This is a genomic window from Pontibacter chinhatensis (assembly GCF_900113285.1).
Classification (GTDB): domain Bacteria; phylum Bacteroidota; class Bacteroidia; order Cytophagales; family Hymenobacteraceae; genus Pontibacter; species Pontibacter chinhatensis.
In genome coordinates, this window is the sequence record NZ_FOOT01000001.1 from 803079 (window position 1) to 823182 (window position 20104).

General features: G+C 53.7%; 16 protein-coding genes. 11 read left to right on the top strand and 5 right to left on the bottom strand.

What is annotated here, in order from left to right:
* Positions 1–32: 32 nt before the first annotated feature.
* The 3 genes from glgX to BM040_RS03405 form a co-directional block, all read right to left on the bottom strand.
* Positions 33–2150: a glycogen debranching protein GlgX gene (glgX, locus tag BM040_RS03395; RefSeq protein ID WP_092099018.1), complete on the bottom strand. Its 2118-nt coding sequence runs from the start codon at positions 2148–2150 to the stop codon at positions 33–35.
* Positions 2151–3084: 934 nt separating this feature from the next.
* Positions 3085–3849, bottom strand: coding sequence for an oxygenase MpaB family protein (locus BM040_RS03400; protein WP_092099020.1), 765 nt, complete (start codon positions 3847–3849; stop codon positions 3085–3087).
* A 58-nt stretch (positions 3850–3907) separates the two neighbouring features.
* Positions 3908–5365, bottom strand: a complete 1458-nt coding sequence (locus tag BM040_RS03405; RefSeq protein WP_092099021.1) for a potassium/proton antiporter — start codon at positions 5363–5365, stop codon at positions 3908–3910.
* Between the two features lie 334 nt (positions 5366–5699).
* Here BM040_RS03405 and BM040_RS03415 point away from each other — a divergent pair, with 334 nt between their 5' ends.
* Entirely contained in the window at positions 5700–8162 is a 2463-nt protein-coding gene (locus BM040_RS03415; protein WP_092099025.1) for a penicillin-binding protein 1A, read from the top strand.
* On the opposite strand, the gene BM040_RS03420 is transcribed toward BM040_RS03415, so the two are convergent.
* Positions 8159–8596, bottom strand: a complete 438-nt coding sequence (locus BM040_RS03420; protein WP_245756082.1) for an acyl-CoA thioesterase — start codon at positions 8594–8596, stop codon at positions 8159–8161. The genes BM040_RS03415 and BM040_RS03420 overlap by 4 nt on opposite strands.
* Positions 8597–8899: 303 nt before the next feature.
* On the opposite strand from BM040_RS03420, the gene BM040_RS03430 reads away from it, so the two are divergent.
* The 4 genes from BM040_RS03430 to BM040_RS03440 all read left to right on the top strand — a co-directional run bounded on the left by BM040_RS03430 (position 8900) and on the right by BM040_RS03440 (position 12254).
* Entirely contained in the window at positions 8900–9667 is a 768-nt protein-coding gene (locus BM040_RS03430) for a S1/P1 nuclease (protein ID WP_092099029.1), read from the top strand.
* Between the two features lie 56 nt (positions 9668–9723).
* Positions 9724–9927: a hypothetical protein gene (locus BM040_RS21540; RefSeq protein ID WP_139217751.1), complete on the top strand. Its 204-nt coding sequence runs from the start codon at positions 9724–9726 to the stop codon at positions 9925–9927.
* 110 nt (positions 9928–10037) lie between these two features.
* Positions 10038–11339 (top strand): NCS2 family permease, encoded by a 1302-nt coding sequence (locus tag BM040_RS03435; protein WP_092099030.1) that lies wholly within the window; start codon positions 10038–10040, stop codon positions 11337–11339.
* 246 nt (positions 11340–11585) lie between these two features.
* Positions 11586–12254, top strand: coding sequence for a V-type ATP synthase subunit I domain-containing protein (locus BM040_RS03440; RefSeq protein ID WP_139217752.1), 669 nt, complete (start codon positions 11586–11588; stop codon positions 12252–12254).
* Positions 12255–13082: 828 nt separating this feature from the next.
* On the opposite strand, the gene BM040_RS03445 is transcribed toward BM040_RS03440, so the two are convergent.
* A complete protein-coding gene (locus BM040_RS03445) occupies positions 13083–13802 on the bottom strand; it encodes an RDD family protein (RefSeq protein ID WP_092099033.1) in 720 nt (239 codons plus the stop codon).
* 81 nt (positions 13803–13883) lie between these two features.
* Between BM040_RS03445 and BM040_RS03450 the strand changes: the two genes are divergently transcribed.
* The 6 genes from BM040_RS03450 to BM040_RS03475 are packed head-to-tail and all read left to right on the top strand — an operon-like array spanning position 13884 to position 19940.
* Entirely contained in the window at positions 13884–14846 is a 963-nt protein-coding gene (locus BM040_RS03450; protein ID WP_092099035.1) for a stage II sporulation protein M, read from the top strand.
* Positions 14821–15708, top strand: a complete 888-nt coding sequence (locus BM040_RS03455; protein WP_092099037.1) for a DUF7847 domain-containing protein — start codon at positions 14821–14823, stop codon at positions 15706–15708. Before BM040_RS03450 ends, BM040_RS03455 begins: the two co-directional genes overlap by 26 nt.
* Positions 15692–16429, top strand: coding sequence for a DUF4129 domain-containing protein (locus BM040_RS03460; RefSeq protein WP_092099040.1), 738 nt, complete (start codon positions 15692–15694; stop codon positions 16427–16429). The genes BM040_RS03455 and BM040_RS03460 overlap by 17 nt, the downstream gene beginning before the upstream one ends.
* Positions 16426–17613, top strand: a complete 1188-nt coding sequence (locus BM040_RS03465; RefSeq protein WP_092099042.1) for a DUF4350 domain-containing protein — start codon at positions 16426–16428, stop codon at positions 17611–17613. Before BM040_RS03460 ends, BM040_RS03465 begins: the two co-directional genes overlap by 4 nt.
* Positions 17614–17616: 3 nt before the next feature.
* Complete coding sequence (locus BM040_RS03470; RefSeq protein WP_092099044.1) at positions 17617–18609, top strand: AAA family ATPase; 993 nt, start codon at positions 17617–17619, stop codon at positions 18607–18609.
* Positions 18609–19940 carry a DUF58 domain-containing protein gene (locus BM040_RS03475; protein ID WP_092099046.1) on the top strand — a complete coding sequence of 444 codons (1332 nt, stop codon included), beginning with the start codon at positions 18609–18611 and terminating at the stop codon, positions 19938–19940. Before BM040_RS03470 ends, BM040_RS03475 begins: the two co-directional genes overlap by 1 nt.
* The last annotated feature ends 164 nt before the right edge of the window (positions 19941–20104 follow it).

Here is a 20104-nt window from a genome sequence, read left to right on the forward strand (position 1 = left end):
GAGAACCGGCCTTTATACTTCTTATACTTGTATTACTGAGGCTGCTGCAGCACCACTACCGAGCGGGCCGCTACCTCCAGGGTTTTGCTGTAGACAAACTCCTCTCCCTGCTCATCCATTGTTCCGGTGGCCGTGTCAATCACCTTGCGCCAGGTTTCGCCGTACTTCTTGGGCGGCAGTTTATACTTCAGCGGCTCATGGTGCGCGTTGAAAATGACATAGAAACTGTCATCGGTTATTAGCTCGCCCTTGGGACCTCTGGAGTGCAGGCCCTTGCCGTTCAGGTACACTCCCAGCGACTTGGCAAAGTCGTGGCTCCAGTTCTCCTCCGTCATTTCGCGGCCCTCTGGCAGAAACCAGGCAATATCCTTCAGGTCGTTGCCTTTAATCGGCCTGCCCTGAAACCAGCCACGACGGTTAAACACCGGGTGCTTCCTGCTGAAACGGATCAGGCGCTTGGTAAAGTCCAGCAATTCCTTGTCGGCCTCCTGCCAATTAAGCCATGAGATTTCGTTATCCTGGCAATAGGCATTGTTGTTGCCCTGCTGACTGCGGCTCAACTCGTCGCCGGCCACCAGCATCGGCACCCCCTGCGACAGGAATAAAGTAGTGAGAAAGTTGCGTTTCTGCTGCGCCCGCAGCGCCTGCACCTCCGGCTCATCCGTCGGCCCTTCCGCGCCGCAGTTCCAGGACCGGTTGTGGCTCTCGCCGTCGTTGTTATCCTCCCCGTTAGCCTCGTTGTGCTTCTCGTTATAGGCCACCAGGTCGTGCAGGGTAAAGCCATCGTGGGCAGTAATAAAATTGATGCTTGCCGTCGGTCGGCGGTTGTCGTTCTTATACAGGTCGGAGCTGCCCGTAAAGCGCTCCGCAAACTCGGCCAACATGCTGTCGGCCCCACGCCAGTAATCGCGGATGCAGTCGCGGTACTTGCCGTTCCACTCGGCCCAGTCCTGCGGAAACTCCCCTACCTGGTAGCCGCCCTCGCCAATGTCCCAGGGTTCAGCAATCAGCTTTACCTGCGAGATTACCGGATCCTGGTGGATGATGTCGAAGAAGGCGCTCAGACGGTCCACCTCATGCAGTTCGCGGGCCAGAGTGGCTGCCAGGTCAAAGCGGAAGCCGTCCACCCGCATCTCCAGAATCCAGTAGCGCAGGCTGTCCATGATCAGGCGCAGCACGTTGGGCAGGTTGGCATTCAGCGTGTTGCCCGTGCCGGTATAATCCATGTAGTAGCGCTTGTCCTCCGTCAGGCGGTAGTACGCCGCATTGTCAATACCCCGGAAAGAGAGCGTCGGCCCCATCTGGTTCCCTTCTGCTGTGTGGTTATACACCACGTCCAGAATCACCTCGATGCCTGCCTTGTGCAGTTCCTTCACCATCTGCTTAAACTCCACCACCTGCTCGCCGTGGGTGCTACTGCTGGAGTAGCGCACATCAGGGGCAAAATAGCCAATCGTGTTATAGCCCCAGTAGTTTGAGAGCCCTTTCTCTACCAGGTGCCTGTCGTTGATGAAGTGGTGCACCGGCATCAGTTCCACCGCTGTTATACCTAAATCCTTCAGGTACTGAATCGTTACCGGGTGTGCCAGTGCCGCGTAAGTGCCCCTGATTTCCTCCGGTATGTCGGGGTGCAGCTGGGTAAAGCCTTTTACATGTGTCTCGTAAATGATAGACTTATGGTACGGGATGCGGGGCTTTTTATCACTCTCCCAGTCGAAGGCCGTGTCTATCACCACGGATTTAGGGATATAGGGCGCGCTGTCTGTTTTGCTGAAGCTCAGATCCTCCTCCGCATGCCCCAGCTCATATCCAAAAAGCGAGTCGTGCCACTCAATGGTGCGCGAGATGGCTTTGGCGTACGGGTCGAGCAGAACCTTGTTGGGGTTAAACCGGTGGCCATTCTGCGGCTCATACGGCCCATGCACACGGTACCCGTAAAGTTGGCCAGGCTTCAGGTCAGGCAGGTACACATGCCAGATGTTGTGGGTTCGCTCCGGCACCTCCAGACGGGCAACTTCAGATTCGTCCTTGTCAAAGAGACAGAGCTCTACTTTAGTGGCATTCTCTGAATAAAGTGCAAAGTTCACGCCCTCACCATCCCAGGTGGCGCCCAGCGGGAACGGCCTGCCGGGGTAACTTTTTATATCCATAAATTATCAGTGGTTAGTAGGTGGTGATGCTGCAGGTTATAAAAGCACGGAAATGAGTAGCTATACTTTTCAGCGGCATCATCTGTAATTTGTACAACGGTTATACTTTAACCACTGGAATTTGTTTGCGGATTTATACTTTGGGAGATTGGTGGCAAGTACAATTGTTATTAGTATGGTTTTTACTTTGGTAGTGTATTGAACGAGGGGTTTCAGGATGGGAAGCGCGAACTTTAAATGACACCTATACTTGCTGGTTATACTTCCATAGCCGTCGCTTCCTGCAAATGGACACAAGCTATTCTTACTAGCGACCGTTCCACCTCTAGTTCGCACAAACGTCTCGTTGCACCTCCTGCTTTCTGCCCTCCCAGGCCGGGAGGCCTCGCCTTCGGGCATCGCGCGGTGTTCCCTCCTTGCCTCGCTCGCGCTCGGCATGCCCTTGACGGGCACCGGATCTCACAAGGCGCTCAACCCAAAGGCTGGGAATAGAATCGATAGCTACGGCCCCTGCTGTCATTTCGACCACACTTGAGGCGAGAGCCGAAGAGAGCCAGCGTAGCTGTGAGAGATCTAACTAGAAGTTCAAATAGATCTCTTGCGCAGCCCGATATGACAAGGAAAGTATGAAGTATAAACTGCCCCCTTGAGGACAAGTGAGAACGGGAATTCTTTATTTGCGAGAAGCACTCAACAGAAAGTTCCTTTTCATTTTGTCATCCTGAAAGGATCTTGTGGGCCAGTTGCATAGGCTTAATCTCTAGTATGAAGCGGTCCTCTTTTTCAACCAGTTTTCTCAACAAAGGCAACTATCGTTATACTTCTAATAACGTTAGTTCCTACTCAACTGAGAATTCTTGTTAACAACATCCCCTAATATGACAGGGGAATCACAAGCAGCTACTTATACTTTGTATTTAACATAACAAACCAACTACAACCTATCCACATCGAGCTCTTTTATTTCCCGTTTGTAGGCAGGCGGAAGGATAAGCTCTTTCAGAAGGCGGTCGCCGTTGAATGCCCTGCTTAGTTTGTAGGCCACCAGCACGGGTTTAAGGATGGGCACACGCCAGAGGTTCAGCTGTCTACGCACCAGTTCGGGCACTACCAGCACCTGCGCCTGCAACAGCAGCCAGTAGCGCAGGTTACCCAGGTGCGTCCTGTACTGGCGGTACAGATCAGAAGTATACTTACTCCGTTGCAGGTTCTGCTGCAGGTGCTCTTCCCTAGCTTTAAGCCACGCCGGGTAGGTTTCCGGCAGGCCTTTTATGCCCATGCGGGTACCTACACGGTTAAATACCTCAAACACCTCGGCCTTTTGAGCTGTTGTCAAGCGGCGCTCCAGCAGTTCATAAGCCCGGATAGAATAATCAATGAGCATAAAAAGGACGTCCCGGTAGGCCCAGTCGGGTATGGAGTAGCCGCGCTTGGCCTCCACCCCGGCATGGATAGCGGCCATGCCGTCGATGGCGCGGTGGGCACCGGCCTCATCCGAGAAAACAATGCGGCGGGCGTAGCCAACCGTGGAGAAAAGCCTGCCCAGCGGATCGGCGGGAAGGCGGCCGGTAAAGTATAGCCAGTCCACTGCCTTGTTGAGGGCGAACTCTGCGGAGGCCCCGGCAAATATGAAAAGAATGGTATCGCTCTTGCCCCAGATTTGGCGCACCACCGAGTTTGGCTGCACGAAATGCTTCATACCTGCCTAACAAGACCAAAGTATAAATCGTGCTCTGTAGCGGTGGCCAAAGTATAACTTATAGCAGCACTTCCCGCACATGCTTTAGCTCCTCCTCGTTGTCAATCATCACCATCAGTTTGTCGTAGGGTTCCAGCACGGTGGCTCCATTGGGCGTCACGAATTTACCTCCCCTGTCGATGAGGACGATAAGCGAATTTCTGGGCATCTGCAACTGTACCAGCGACTTCCCGACACCCGAGGCTCCCGGGCCTAACTGCAACTCCACCAGTTCGTTTTTGGCGTTATAGCCCAGTTCCTCCCCCAGTTGCAGGCGCTTTGGTGCATTGTCCTCCTCACTCAGCCCCAGCCATTCGGCTACCACTTTCAGGGTGGTGCCCTGCAACATTACCGATATCAGCACGATGAAGAACACGATGTTAAAAATCATCCCCGCCTGCTCCACGCCGGCCAGCATGGGGTACGTGGCGAACAGAATGGGCACCGCGCCGCGCAAACCTACCCAGGAAATGTAAATCTGCTCCCTGAGGGATACTTTGAAAAAGATAAGGCTGATAAACACACTAATAGGCCTGGCAACGAATATTAGGAAGACGGAGATAAGCACCCCTACCCCCAGCACCGGCATCACCTCCGATGGGAACACGAGCAGGCCCAATGTGAGGAACATCAGGATTTGCATGAGCCAGGCCACGCCATCGTAAAAGCGGGTGAGGCTGCGCTTGTGTATAAAGTTCTTGTTGCCAAGTATAACTCCTGCCGTATACACGGCCAAAAACCCATTGCCGCTAATAAACGCCGTAAATGCGTAGGTAAACAGCACCATGGCCAGCGTCAGGGCCGGGTAGAGCCCTTCCTGTTCCAGGCTGATGCGGTTGATGACCCAGGCCATGATGTAACCCATCGCCACGCCCATGAGCGCACCAATGCTCATCTGCATAAAAAACATGGGCACCAGGTTGATAAGCGCGGTGCCAGGGTTGGTGAGCAGAAACGTGAAGCTGATGGTGAGGAAATAGGCCATCGGGTCGTTACTGCCCGACTCCAGTTCCAGCGTGGGCCTGAGGTTGTGCTTCAGGCCGATATTGCGGGAGCGAAGGATGGAGAAAACAGCAGCAGCATCGGTGGAGGAAACAATGGACCCGAGCAGCAAACCCTCCAGTAGCGTAAAACCTAGCAGGTAAGAGGCAAATATACCCAGTAGCAAGGCTGTGATTAATACCCCAAAGGTAGACAGCACGATTCCCCGCCACAGCACAGGCTTGGTACTCTGCCATTTCGTGTCAAGCCCTCCCGAGTACAGGATTAGAACCAAGGCAATGGTTCCCAGCGACTGCGCCGTCTGTACATCGTCGAAGTATATCCCGCCTAAGCCCTCAGACCCGGCCAGTATGCCCACACCCAGAAAGAGCACCAGCGCCGGAATGCCCAGCCTGCCCAGGCTCTTACTTACCAGTATGCTCAGAAACAGCAGAATGGCAACAGCAAAGAGGATGTCTTCAACGGTAAAACTCATACATGGCTTTTATACTTTTAGGATTTACATCACTCTTGCACTATGAGTTTAAAAAAATTTGCACGGCACCACCTTTTAAGATGAATGCACAGAACCTAAACTGCGGCAAAGATGATTCCCTAATAATATTTGTGATCGGTGACGGGCTGAGAAAGCATACCGGCACTGGAGGATACTGCAAATATAGTGGTTTCTGCTTTCTCGTATTTAGCTTTCTGCCACTGTGGCGCAAAATTTGCAAGCCACCTGTAAATGCACCAAAAACTGTACTTTTGCGTTTTAACCGGGCACAGCAGTAGCAGCTGCCACAGCGAAACAGCACGTTAGACTCCACATGAGGGCAAGGCTCAGACAGATACTTAAATTCATTATTACCAAGGTTATGGCGCCCTTTGTGCGCCTGGTTCACGGCGAACTTTCCGCTTTCTGGAAGAGCCAGAAACCTAAATTCACCCGCACTTACTGGCAACAAAAGGCAGCGGAATGGCGCCAGGGCAAAGGCCGGTTCCTGCTCCGCACCTTCCTCAAACTTTCCCTGGTGGGGGTGCTCCTGCTGACGATCTTTTACTTTGCCGTGTACTCCGGCTTTCTGGGGGGCATGCCTTCCACAAAAGAGCTGAAATCAGTTCGTAACAATACCGCCTCCGAAGTATACTCGGCCGATGGGGTGCTGCTGGGCCGATACTACATCCAGGATCGCACCAATGTAAAGTATGCGAACATCGCCCCTGCCGCCATTGAGGCGCTTATCGCCACCGAGGACGCCCGCTTCTACGAGCACAGCGGGGTGGATGCCCGCAGCCTGGCGCGTGTGTTCATAAAAACCCTGCTGCTGCAGAACGAAAGCTCCGGGGGCGGTAGTACCTTAAGCCAGCAGCTGGCCAAGAACCTGTACCCGCGCCGCAAGTATGGCTTCTGGGACATGCCGGTTAACAAGCTGCGCGAGATGATCATTGCCCGCAAATTGGAGAGCATCTACTCGAAAGAAGAATTGCTGGAGCTGTACCTGAACACCGTGCCCATGGGGGGCAACCTTTACGGCATCGAACGCTCCTCCCGCCGCTTTTTCAGCACTTCCGCCGACTCCCTTAAAGTAGAGGAGGCCGCCGTGCTGATTGGCATGTTGAAAGCCACCACCACCTACAACCCCCGCCTGGACCCGGAGCGCTCTAAGGTACGCCGCAACGTGGTGCTGGGCCAGATGGCCAAGTATAACTACCTCACTTCCGCCCAGGCTGACTCGCTGAAGCAGCTGCCCCTGAAGCTAAAGTATAACGTTACCTCCCACAACGACGGCATTGCGCCATACTTTAGGGAGCACCTGCGCAAGGAGCTGGAAGTATGGGCCGCGGGCAAGCGGAAACCAAACGGGGAGCCATACAACCTCTACAAAGACGGCCTGAAGATTTATACTACCATTGATGCCGGCATGCAGCGCCACGCCGAGGCCTCCGTGCGAAGGCACATGACGCAGCTGCAGAAGCAGTTCGACGCACACTGGCGCGGGCGCAATCCCTGGGGCCGCAACTCTGATGTGATACAGGTAGCCATGCAGCGCTCAGACAGGTATCGAAAAATGAAGGAGGCCGGGAAATCGGAGGCGGATATTCAGGAAGCTTTCCGGCAGCCGGTGCCCATGCAGGTGTATGCCTGGGGCGGAAACAGCAGGAAGGACATGAGCCCCCTGGACTCGCTGGCCTACTACTCTCGCTTTCTCAACACCGGCCTGTTCTCTGTAGAGCCGCATTCCGGTTACGTACGGGCATGGGTTGGCGGCATTAACCACCACGTCTTTAAGTATGACCACGTAAAAGCGAAGCGGCAGGTGGGCTCCACCTTTAAGCCGATCGTATATGCCGCCGCCCTCGAGCAGGGCCTTAAACCATGCGACTACTTCCCCAACGAACGCACCACCTACCCCGAGTATGACAACTGGTCGCCAAGGAACGCCAATGAGCAGTATGGAGGTGAGTATAGTATGAAAGGTGCCCTGGCCCACTCTGTGAACACCATATCGGCGCAGCTGATCATGAAGGCGGGTGTGGGCAGAACGGTAGCCATGGCCCACCGCCTCGGCATCGAGTCCAAGCTGCCGGAGGTGCCTTCGTTGGCTTTGGGAACGGCCGATCTGTCGCTGATGGAGATGGTGACGGCCTATGCCACGTTTGCGAACCGGGGCATGCAGGTGGAGCCGGTGTACATTACCCGCATAGAAGACCGCGAAGGCCGCGTATTGCGGGAGCACCGTGATGGCGAGGGTGCCAAACGGGTGATTTCGGAGGAAACGGCTGCCGTGATGCTGCACCTGATGAAGGGTGTGGTGGAAGAAGGCAGTGCCGTAAGACTCCGCTCCGGCTACGGACTAAAAATGGACATTGCCGGTAAAACGGGCACCTCCCAAAACCACGCAGACGGTTGGTTCATTGGCATTACGCCCCAACTGGTAACGGGTGTTTGGGTTGGCGGCGAGAGCCCCGAGGTGCGCTTCCGGACGCTGGATTTGGGCCAGGGTGCCCGCACCGCTTTGCCTATCTGGGGAGAGTACATCCGCCGCGTAGCCATAGACCCGGCCTACAAGGGCTACTACAACAGCCGCTTCGAGCCACTGCCACCCCGGTTGCTGGAAGCCCTCACCTGCGACTCGTTCCGGGCCGAGCCACCAAAGGAGAACTTCCTGGAGCGCTTGTTTGACAACGTGGGCAGGAAAGCCGCCCAAAGCTATGAGGAGTGGAAAGAGAACTGGAAGGAGCGCCGCAAGCAGCAAAGAGAAGAGCGTAAACGAAGAAGGGACAATTAAGCCCCTTCTTCCTGAAAATCTTCGCTTTTGTTTAAGGAGCTGAATTGCTCCAGAAGCTCGGCTGGCAGCGTGGTAAGCTTGCGTTTGTGCAGGTCCATCCAGGCGCCATCTACGTTTACCACGGCTGCCTTTACCCCATCAGCCCTAAATATTTCGTGGCGGATAGACCAGCGGGAGGCATCGGGGCGGCTTTTGGTAAGTTCTACCGTCACTGTTAGTTGCTCGTTCAGGCCCACCTCGCGCAGGTAGATCAATTCTTCCCTGAAAAGTATAGGCCCGATGTGCAGGTGTTTAAAGGCTCTCATGTCCATCCCCAGTCGCTCCAGCACCACGATACGGGCCTGGGCAGCAAAATCAGCGTAAGCGGAGTGGCGCATGTGCATGTTGGCATCCAGGTGAGACCACATCACCGTGCCTTCGTATTTGTTGTTCATCGTTTTCGTGTTTTTCTCAAAGCTACAACATTTAAACCGTAATTGGGTTTTGGGTTTCCGGCAACCACTTACCAAAGATGACGGTTATGGCACTTGTTTGATCAGCAGCAAGAAGTATGGTACCTCCCTCCTGCCAGGACGCCTGCAGTATAACAACACCTACAAGTGCCGGTAAAATCAGATGTTGGCTTGCCGCAACCGGCTCCTTTGCAAAGTTTCCGCGCAAAACTCCCCGGCATGCGCCGCCTTTCCGCATAAATTTTGTTGTTTTGCAGAGAATTTAACACAACACATAACATCTCCATGAAAAAAATATCGGGCATTTTCTTCCTGTGCCTGCTGCTGTGCGGCCAGGCCTTCGCCTGGGGGCAGAACGGTCACCGCGCCGTCGGGCAGGTAGCCGAGCATCACCTGAGCAAGAAAGCCAGGAAGAAAATAATGAACCTGCTGGACCACAACTCACTGGCAGAGGTATCGGTCTGGATGGACGATATCAAGAGCGACAAGGCTTACGACCACACCCACGACTGGCACTGGGTAACCATTCAGGACGGGCAAACCTATGAGCAGGCAGAGAAGAACCCAAATGGCGACATCCTGGGCAAGATTGAGGAAATCACCAAAACGCTGAAGGCCGGTAACCTGGACAAGGCGAAAGAACAGGAGCTGCTGAAGTTTCTGGTGCACCTGGTAGGCGACATCCACCAGCCGCTGCACGTGGGCGGTGGCGACGACCAGGGCGGTAATGCCGTGAAAGTGCAGTGGTTTTACCAGCCATCCAACCTGCACCGCGTATGGGATACCGACATGATAGAAAGCAAAAATCTGAGCTTCACGGAAATCGTGCGTTTCCTGGACGAGCCGGGTAAGGAGCAGGTAAAGCAGTGGCAGGCATCCACGGTAAGAGATTGGGCCTATGAGTCGATGAAGTACCGGCCACAGGTGTACAACCTGCCGGAGGACAAGAAGCTGGGCTACCGCTACGCCTACGAGAACTACAGCCTGGTTGAGCAGCGCCTGCTGCAGGCCGGCATCCGTTTGGCGGGTCTTCTGAACGAAATCTACGGCTAAACCGTAACTTATACTTTTCCGCAGCCACAGCACTTTTAACCGAGTGCTGTGGCTGTTTGCTTTTAAGGGAATTATACTTCTTACAGATTATACTTTCGCTCTCGTCCGGCAAGTGTGCGCTATCCCACGGTATCCGGCCACAGGATTTATACTTTATACTTCAGCAGTCTATACTTTATACTTTTAACGTGCAGAAAGCCGGCAGCAAGGGTTGGCTTGAAAAACGGAATGGCATGAATGGAGTATCTATACTTTGCTAAGTATAAGCACCTGTTATACAGCCTCCTGATTATCAGTTTTATCTTACGGCAAGTTCCCGTAATTTTGCCCTCTTCATTTTAGGAAAATCTTAATCCAACACCGAGAACGCATGGAGTCATTCTTCCAACTGAAGCGCAACAACACCAACATCAAAACAGAGGTTATTGCCGGCATCTCCTCTTTTCTGGCCACCGCCTACATCATTGTGGTAAACCCTACCATATTGGCGCAGGCGGGCATGCCTTTCTCCGGTGTGCTCACGGCTACAGTGCTGGTGGCGTTTTTCAGCAGCCTGATGATGGGCCTGTACGCCCGCAACCCCGTGCTGGTGGCGCCCGGCATGGGCCTGAATGCCTTCTTCACTTTCTCGGCGGTGCTGGGCATGGGCATTAGCTGGCAGGTGGCGCTGGGAGCGGTTTTCTGGTCGGGCATTGTGTTCCTCATCCTCTCGGTCTTTAACATACGCACCCTCATCGTGCGGGCCATCCCGCGGCCGCTGCGCTTTGCCATTGCCGCCGGTATCGGCCTGTTCATCACCCTTGTCGGGCTCATCAATGCCGAGTTCATCGTCGCCAATCCAGCGACGGTTATTGGGGTGGGCGACATGACACCCGCGCTGCTCACTTTTCTGGCTGGCTTGCTGGTAACCTCCCTCATGGTGGTGCACAACGTGAAAGGCGGCATTTTGCTGGGCATTTTATTTACCACGCTGGCTGCCTACCCGCTGGGCCGCTGGTGGGCGACCGATTTAGACCCAATCATCAACTGGCAGGGCGTACTCTCCTCTCCCGACTTCAGCCTGCTCCTGCAACTGGACCTGGTTAACTCCTTTCAACTGGCGATCGTGCCCGTAATCTTTGCCTTCGTCTTTACGGATATGTTTGACAGCATCTCTACGTTTGTAGGGCTGGCAGAGGCGGCAGATTTGATGGATGAGCACGGGGAGCCGCGCAACATCCAGCGCTCGCTAACGACCGATGCCGTGGCCACCACCCTGGCTGGGCTTGTCGGCTCGAGCCCCGGAACGGCCTATGTAGAGTCGGCGGTGGGGATTGAGGCCGGAGGCCGCACCGGTTTAACCGCGGTGGTAGGCGGTATGCTGTTCCTGCCTTTCCTGTTTCTGGCCCCGCTCCTTTCCATGATTCCGGCTATTGCCACAGCCCCTGCCCTGGTGCTGGTAGGTGCCTTTATGGTGCGTCCCATCATCAAGATAGACTGGTATAAAATGGACGAGGCTATTCCGGCTTTTCTGGCCATGGCGCTCATACCCTTCACCTACTCCATTACCCAGGGCATTATTTGGGGCTTCCTGAGCTGGACAGCCCTGAAAGTAGCGACCGGCAAGCGAAAAGAGGTAAGCCTGGCCCTCTGGATCATCGACTTCTTCGCCATACTTGCCCTGCTGCTATAGCACCTCCTCCACCAGATCCTGCCCGGAAGTGTGGAATCTTTCCACAGACTGAACTTGCTTTTAGCATATTTGTGTTGGAAGTACTGTTGAGTTACCGGAATTTTTAGTAATCTTAAACCATATTTAAATCGCAGCAGGATCAGGCATACTGGCTACAGGACTAAAAAAGATATAATTCTTTTGCTTCACTGCGCTTTCCGCCTGCCGCAGCAATACAACTTTTAGTACAAACCAAATAATTAAATTATGAAGGCACTCTTTTTCTCCCTAGCCCTCGTATGTTCTGCTACATTGGTACAAGCGCAGGGTAATGCAGCAGAAAAAGCACCTGCTCCCAACGCAAAACTGGAGAAACAATACGAGAATCTTAAATCCAGCTCCAACACCTGGCAAGGCTACAAGGTCGTTAAGATCACCACGCTGGAGTCGTTCTGGAAAACCGTGCAGGAAACCGTTTCTGCCAAGGACAAAAAGTTAGACAATTTCGAGGCAGAGGCCGATGCCAAGCTGCAGGAGGCGCGCAAAGACGTGGCTGCACAGGAGCAGCAACTGAAGGCGATGCAGGAAGAAGTGAAGAAGAAAGAGGCTGAGATTCAGCAGAGCATGCACGACATCACCCATATTTCGGTATTGGGTATCGACCTGCCAAAGCAGTTTTACGTGCTGCTCAACAGTGGCATCATTATAGGCCTGCTGATTGCCTTGGGTGTGATGGCGGTGCAGCATAAAAGCAGCAGAGCTGTTGCCAACGAGAAGCGCAGAGCTTATGATGAGATGGAACTGGAGCTGACTGAGTACAAGAAGAGTGCCCGTGAGCGCGAGCTGAAAATTAAGCGTGAGCTGCAGACGGAGCTGAACCGTGTGGAAGAGCTGAAGCAACAACTGGCCTCGGTGAAGAAGCAGCCGCAGCTGTAAACACACTATTCATAGTATAAACGTATAGCCCCGGCAGCTTTGAAAAACTGCCGGGGCTATACGTTTATACTTGAGTTATACATTTATACTTTTTCCAGCGCAAGCAGAGGCTTGTGACTTTATACTTTAGTCGCTGTCTACGCTGGCGCGAGTTTGTAACTCGTGCCTACTATAGTGTTGGGTTTGTAACCCAACTGGCTTGAAAAGCCATACTTTATACTTTGCCTATACTTGGCGGTTTATACTTCCATAGTCGCTGCCTCCTTCGACTTGAAGCTAGCTATCCTTGCTAGCGGCCGTTCACCCTCCAGACTTACTTAAGCTACAGTTGCATCTAAACTTTCTGCCCTCCTAGGCCGGGAGGCCTCGCCTTCGGGCATCGCGCTGTCTACATTTCCTTTGCTACCCTTCGGTCGCAATGCCGCTAAGGCGGCACCGGAAATCTAGAAGGCGCTCAACCCAAAGGCTGGGAATCATTCGATAGCTGCTGCCTTGCTGTCAGCTCGACCACCGGGAGAGATCTGGCTAGAATTCCCTATAGTTCTCTCGTTCTGCTCGAGAAGACAGGGAAAACAGCAAGTAGAAATTCCCCTCCTCTGGACTAGCCAAAACGGGAGTTTTGAGCTAGCGAGCGCAGCTCTTAAGGGTGGGTTTGTACTTTGTAGGGACAGTTAACGATCTGTCCGCGCGAGAACCTCAACTATGAAACCTATACTTCAGCCAAAGCAATTCAAGACTCCCCTCCTTGGACAAGGAGGGGCTAGGGGTGGTTGGACCCGGCACTGCAAAAATTCTCTACAACTTTCTCACAGAGAACCTTCCACCCCCCTACACCTCTATATCCCCATGCGTATAGTGGTGGTAATCCTTGAGCACGATTTGCAGAAAATCCCACTCCGAAAGCTCGCCCTGCTGTATGCCAGTTACCTCCTGCACCTGTTTGACCATCTTCTCCAGCAGCTCATAGTTGTTATACTTCTGGGCCTTGAACAGGAGTTTCCGGATAAGCGCCACATCTTTGTCGGTGAGCAGGTGCACCTCCGGGAAGCGGATCTGATACCCTGCTTCCGATTCTACCGTAACCGCTTCTGCCCGCTTGATAGCGCGGGTACGGATAACGCAGGTGCCGGCCGCCATATCGCCGAGGCGCTGGCCTTTGTTACTGACAGCCACCATAATAAGCGCAATCAGGCCTTGTGAGGCGAACGTATCCACCAGCCGGAAAAGCCAGCGCAAGAGGTAATCGCCAATGGTCGGGGCCTCCCCTGTCAGCTTCACTACTTTTATATCGCGGGCCATTTTGCCAACGCTCTGCCCATTCAGGAAAATCTCACACAACAGGTGGTAGAACATCAGCGGTAGCGTCAGCACAATAGAAAAAATCGGTCCCTGACTCATGTTGGTTGTCGTGAACACAATGCCGCACATCATCAGCCACAAAAAGTAAACGGCCAGGTCAATCATATGCGCCACCACACGGTCTCCTGCACTGGCCAGGGGGTACTCTACCTCCACGTTTTGTGTAGTCCGGATTTTAACGGTATTCATCCTCAGTAAAATAAGCTTGTTTTCATTTTCTTTTTACATCACAATATACATATATTTGGTAGAGATTAAAACACAGTTCCTGTGCGCGAAGCTGCCTTTATCCGCAAAAACAAACTTAAGTGGAAGTCATACGAAACCCAGCCGGCCTCCAGCCCTGATGCGCTGGCCGATAGGTTTATTGAGTTGACCGACGATCTGGCCTATGCCCGCACTTTCTACCCTGAGTCCGATACCACCGCTTACCTGAACGGCCTGACCGGCCGTACCCACCAGGCCATTTACCGGAACAAGAAAGAGAAAAGCAACCGTATTGCCCGTTTCTGGAAGTATGAGCTCCCCTATCTTTTCCGGCAGCACCACCGGCAGCTGTTTTACGCTTTTCTGGCTTTTGCTGTAGCCTGTGGTTTGGGGGCGCTGTCGGCCGCCATGGACGATACCTTTGTGCGCCTTATCCTGGGTGACCACTACGTGAACATGACGCTGGAGAACATCCGCAAGGGCGACCCGATGGCGGTTTACAAAAGCAGTGGCGAGGCAGAAATGTTCCTCTTCATCACTATCAACAACATCCGGGTATCCTTTCTGGCTTTTGTGATGGGCGTGTTCTTCTCCATCGGCACCTTTTGGGTGCTTTTTCAGAATGGCGTGATGCTGGGGGCCTTTCAGTACTTCTTCTACAAACAAGGCCTGCTGGTTACCTCCATGCTTACCATCTGGATACACGGTACCCTGGAAATTGCGGCCATCGTGATTGCGGGCTGTGCCGGGATTGTGATGGGCAACAGCCTGCTTTTCCCGAAGACCTACTCCCGCATGCACGCCTTTAAGCAAGGCGCCCGCCGGGGACTTAAAATCGTGATGGGGCTGGTGCCGGTGTTCATCACAGCCGGGTTTCTGGAAGGTTTTGTGACGCGCCACACCAGTATGCCGCTGGCCCTGAGCCTGTTTATCATACTTTCCTCTGCCGCCTTTATACTCTATTACTTTATACTATACCCACGTTCACTGCACAAGAAACATGTACCAAACCAGCCAGAAAATTAACTTAAGAGAAGAAAGGGATTTCGGCGAGAAACTGAACGCCACCTTCACCTTTATCAAGCAAAACTTTAAACCTTTATCTAAAAGCATCCTGCTGTATGTGTCGCCGGTGGCCATTCTGGCGGGTATTTTCTCAGGTATCTACCAATCACGGTTATTCCAGCAAATTAGCGATGGTACCTACAGCAGTGCCGGTGAGTTTGCCGTTTTTAACCAGCTTACCTCGCTCAACCAAGTCGTCTCCATGTTCTTTGCGGTGCTGGCCTACGTGGTGGTGGCGCTTACTATCTACGGATTTATGGCAGTTTATATGGATGAGGAGGGCGAGGTGAGGCCAGCTGCAGTGTGGGAGCACATCAAACGGAATATTGTACAGGCTACTTACTCCAGCATTGTCATCGGTGTGATCTGCATTTTGAGCATCTTCTTGTTTGGCCTGGGCATTTACCTGATGGTGGTGCTGTCGCTGTTCCTGGCTGTGATGGTGCGCGAGGAAACTGGCTTTGTGGAGACGATTGAGCGCTGCTTTTACCTGATCAAAGGCAACTGGTGGGCTACCTTGGGGCTGATGATTGTAGCGGGCATTATACAGACTGTGATTAGCTGGCTGGCGGCTATTCCGCTTGGCGCCGTGATGATTCTGCGCGGCCTGTTGGTGCCCGGTGCGGAGAGCGATGCGCTGCTGATCATTTCGAATACCATCACGACCCTGCTCACCACCTTTACTTACTGCATCTCTGTGCTGGCCATTGGCTTTCAGTATTTTAACCTGGTGGAGGAGAAAGACGGCGTGGGCCTGATGGAACAGGTAGAGCTTATCGGCAAAACCAACACGAATACCACGGCCAATGAGGGCGAGTTTTAGGCATACGTCTACGTTTATACTTATACTTTGCCTGCTGCTCGGTTTTGGCACCATCGCCCGCGCCCAGCAGCCAGACAGCGTCCCTAACGCTGCCAAGCCTGTAGTAGTCCGCCCCTTCGACACTGAAAAGGTGGAGAAGCTGCGCACGGATGAAGATTTCCAATACTACGAAGCCATACCGGAAGGAGAAAGCCTGTGGGAACGCCTCAAGCGCCGTTTTCAGAACTGGCTGCGCGAGGCGCTCTACGAGGGCCGGGCCAGCGGCCTGTGGGAAGCGCTGCTTTACACAGCCATTGCAGCTGCCATTGTCTTTATCGTGATAAAAATACAGAAGGTGGATACCGGCGGTCTGTTTGGGCGCAGGGCCGGAAGTATGGCCACGCCTTACGATGTGTTTGAGGAAAACATCCATGAGATGGACATGAAAGCGCTGATAGCCGAGGCGGTGGGAGAGCGAAACTACCGCAAGGCAGTGCGCCTGCACTACCTCCAGAGCCTGAAGTTCCTCACCAACACGGGCCTGATTGACTGGAAACCGGGCAAAACCAACCGCTCCTACATCCACGAAATCCCGAACCAGCAGGTACGCCGCGAGTTTGAGCAACTTACGGGGATGTTTGAGTATGTGTGGTACGGCGGCGCGGCGCTCAGCGACGAGCTTTATACCTCGGCCCGCGAAGAGTTTAGCCAATTCAATCACCTGGTTCAGCAGCGCGCATGAAAGGCTACCGCAGATATATCGCCCTGATCGGCCTGCTCTTCGTAGCGCTGGTGCTGCTGGAGTACTTCCGCCCCAAGCCGGTGGACTGGTCACAGACCTTCTCGCGGGAAGACAAGATCCCCTACGGCACTTACGCCTTGTATGAGCTGCTTCCGGACCTGTTCCCGGGTCAGCCGGTGCAATTGGTGCGGGAGCCAGCCTACAACGTGCTGCAGGACTCTACCCTGAACGGGAATTATGTGTTTATCACGAAATACTTCGAGGCTGATAGCCTGGACACCAACCTGCTGCTCGACTTTGTGCAACGGGGCAACCAGGTATTCATTGCAGCCGATGAGTTCAGCACTTACCTGCGGGATACACTGCATTTCAGCACCGTTTACCTCAACACCACCAACCCGGACTCCACTGACTTTTCCTTTACGAGTCAGTCAGATAGGCAAGTTTATACTTTCCCGCCAAACAGCTACATGCGCGTTCTTCGGGTGGAAGAGCAACATGACCACGAGGCGCTGGGCAGGAACAAAGCGGGGCAGCTGACTTTCATGCGAGTGCCATTTGGGGAGGGATATTTTTACATCAACACGGTACCTCTGGCGTTCAGCAATTACCAGCTCCTGACGCTAAACCAGAGCGGCTATGCCGCCACGGCCCTCTCCCACCTGCCGGTGCAGCCCGTTATCTGGGACGATTACCAGAACCTGGGCCGCGAGGAGGATCAGTCGGTTTTCCGGGTGCTGATGCAACACGAGCCGCTTACCTGGGCTTATTACCTTAGTCTGATTGGGTTGGTGTTGTTCCTTCTGTTCAAGAGCAAGCGCACCCAGCGCATTATCCCGGTCATGGAGCCGCCGCGCAACACCACCCTCGACTTTGTGAAAGCTATCGGCAGTTTATACTTTAACCACGGCAGTCACAAGAATATCGCCGAGAAGAAAATTGCTTATTTTCTGGAGCACCTGCGCCTGCACTACCACCTGGCCACCCATACGTTGGACGAGGAGCTGCGTGAGCGTGTGAAGGTTAAATCCGGAGCAGACGCAGCACTGGTAGATCAGATTTTCGGCCTCATCCAAAGTATACACCAGAGCAGCGCCCTCAGCGACCAAACCCTGCTGATGCTCAACACTTATTTAGAAGACTTTTACAGCCAAACTTCCATACGGCCCAAGGCCAATGTATAGCTTATGCAAGAAGACGTACTCATCACCACACAGGAAAACAAAACCGATTATAGCGCCCTGCGCGCCGCCACTGAAAGTATAAAACAGGAGCTTCGCCAAATCATTGTGGGTCAGGAGCGGCTCGTGGAGACGCTGTTGGTGGCCCTACTCGCCGATGGCCATGTGCTTATCGAAGGGGTACCGGGTATTGCCAAAACTCTGACCGCCAAGCTATTGGCACGCACCGTGGCCGTTGACTTCAGCCGCATCCAATTCACCCCGGACCTGATGCCATCGGATGTGCTTGGCACTTCGGTTTTCCACCCGGGCACCGCCTCATTTGAGTATAAACAAGGGCCTATTTTCGCCAACATCGTGCTGATTGACGAGATAAACCGGGCCCCAGCTAAAACGCAGGCCTCCTTGTTTGAGGTGATGGAGGAGCAGCACGTGACGCACGACGGCAAAGTATACCCGCTGGCCGCGCCCTTTATCGTGCTGGCCACCCAGAACCCGATTGAGCAGGAAGGTACCTACCGCCTGCCCGAGGCCCAGCTCGACCGCTTCATGTTCAAGGTATTGGTAGATTACCCGAGCCTGGAGGAGGAAGTGGCGATACTGGAGCTGCAGCACAAAGGCCCGCAGCTGAAAAAGGAGCTCGACCAGGTCCAAGCGGTGCTGTCGGCAGAGCAGCTGCTGGCGCTGCGGCAGGCCGTGCAGGCCGTGCACTTGGATAAAAAACTACTTGAGTACATGGCCCAAATCGTGGCGGAGACTCGGGTGAGCAAGTCCTTATACTTGGGAGCCTCGCCGCGCGCCTCCATTGCTTTGCTCAATAGCACTAAGGCCCTGGCTGCCCTGCGTGGCCGTGGCTTCGTGACGCCGGAGGATGTGCAGGAACTAGCGCCTGTGGTGCTGCGCCACCGCATCCTGCTCACGCCGGAGCGCGAGATGGAAGGCATTACGCCAGACGAGGTGATTAAACAGATTGTTCAGAAAATAGAAGTGCCGCGCTAGTGCAGTTTATCCGCAGTTTATACTTCACCAACCGCTTTTACCTGAGCCTGGCCAGCCTGGCATGCCTTTTCGTGCTCACCTTTTTCGTGCCCTTGCTACTGGTGCTGGCCAAGGTGGCCGTTGCCGTATTGGTGCTGCTGACGTTGGTAGATTTGCTGCTGCTGTACCGGAATAAAGCAGGGGTGCATGCCAGCCGAAGCATGCAGGAAAAGCTCTCCAACGGCAGCGACAACGACGTGTACCTGTACCTGGAGAACAAGTATGGCTTTACCCTGCACACCGAGGTGATTGACGAGCTGCCCTTCCAGTTCCAGAAGCGCGACAGTCTGTTCAAAGCCATTGTTCCGGAAGGCCGCACGCACATCATCCATTATACGCTGCGGCCCACCAAACGCGGTAGCTACAGCTTCGGGGCCATCAACGTGTTTGCCATGAGCGTGCTGCAACTGGTAAAACGCCGCTATAAGTTTGCCCAAGACCAGGAGGTGCCGGTTTACCCGTCCTTCATCCAGATGCGGCAGTACGAGCTGCTCACCATCTCCAACAGGCTCCACGAATTTGGTCTGAAGAAAATACGCCGGATTGGGCAGAGCACGGAGTTTGAGCAGATTCGTCCCTATGTGGCCGGCGACGACCAGCGCACGATTAACTGGAAAGCCACCGCACGCCGGGCAGAGCTGATGGTAAACAGCTACCAGGACGAGAAATCGCAGCAGGTATATTGCCTCATTGACAAGGGCCGCGTAATGCAGATGCCGTTTGAGGGGCTGAGCCTACTGGACTATGCCATCAATGCCTCGCTCGTCATCTCCAACATTGCCCTTAAAAAGGAGGACAAGGCAGGTATCATCACCTTCTCCGACAAAATCAGTAACATCCTGCCAGCCCAGCGAAAAGCCGACCAGCTGCGTCGCATTCTGGAGGTGCTCTACAACCAGAAAACGTTATACCAGGAAACAGATTACGAGCGACTTTACGGCACTATCCGCCGTACTTTAAAACAGCGCAGCCTGCTCCTGCTCTTCACCAACTTTGAGACCCTGAACAGTGCTCAGCGCCAGCTGCCTTACCTGCGCGCTTTGGCCAGGCACCATCTGCTCGTCGTTATTTTCTTTGAGAACAGCGAGCTGCACAGCCTGCTGCACCAGCCCGCTACCACAACCGAGGAAGTATACACCAAAGCCATTGCGGAAAAGTTTACCCACGACAAACGGCAGGTGGTAAAGGAGTTGCAGCAGCACGGCATCCATGCTATCCTCACTCTACCCAAAGACCTTACGGTAAATACCATTAACAAGTACCTTGAACTGAAGGCACGGGGACTGCTATAAAAAAAGGAGACAAAACTTGTCTCCTTTTTTTGTGTAAGGTTAGTAAAGTTAGAGTAGTGTGCGTTAAGGTGAGAGTAAAGTTTTTTCGATATCGTTCAGTTTGGTTTATACATTATATTTCTTGTTTATTCTGGCGCAAGTCTTCAAGCTTGTGTTCCATTGCT